Here is a 375-nt window from a genome sequence, read left to right on the forward strand (position 1 = left end):
TAGTATTGGGATATAGCCAAGTGGTAAGGCATTAGACTTTGACTCTAACATGCGCTGGTTCGAATCCAGCTATCCCAATCTAAGTAATTTTATAACTTATGGCGGTGTAGCCAAGTGGTAAGGCAGAGGTCTGCAAAACCTTAATCGTCGGTCCGAATCCGACCTCCGCCTTATCAACCGAATAAGTTGATTATTTAAATTTAATATTATGGCGGTGTGGCGGAATTGGCAGACGCGTCAGACTCAAAATCTGGTGTCCATTACGGACGTATCGGTTCGACCCCGATCACCGCTATCTTTTTATAAAGCGATTCATTAGTTTGAATCGCTTTTTTCTTTTCTAAAGATATAATAGTACGCGTGGTGCTAGTTAAA

General features: G+C 41.6%; 3 tRNA genes. All 3 read left to right on the forward strand.

The annotated features are described in order from the left end of the window. Positions 1-6 precede the first annotated feature (6 nt). The 3 genes from FC57_RS10495 (at position 7) to FC57_RS10505 (ending at position 295) form a co-directional block, all read left to right on the forward strand. Positions 7-78 (forward strand) — tRNA-Gln (locus FC57_RS10495). Positions 79-100: 22 nt separating this feature from the next. Then, positions 101-171, forward strand: a tRNA-Cys gene (locus FC57_RS10500). A 39-nt stretch (positions 172-210) separates the two neighbouring features. Further along, positions 211-295: transfer RNA gene (locus FC57_RS10505), tRNA-Leu, on the forward strand. Positions 296-375 lie beyond the last annotated feature (80 nt).

This window comes from Lactobacillus ultunensis DSM 16047, from assembly GCF_001436305.1.
Lineage (GTDB): Bacteria > Bacillota > Bacilli > Lactobacillales > Lactobacillaceae > Lactobacillus > Lactobacillus ultunensis.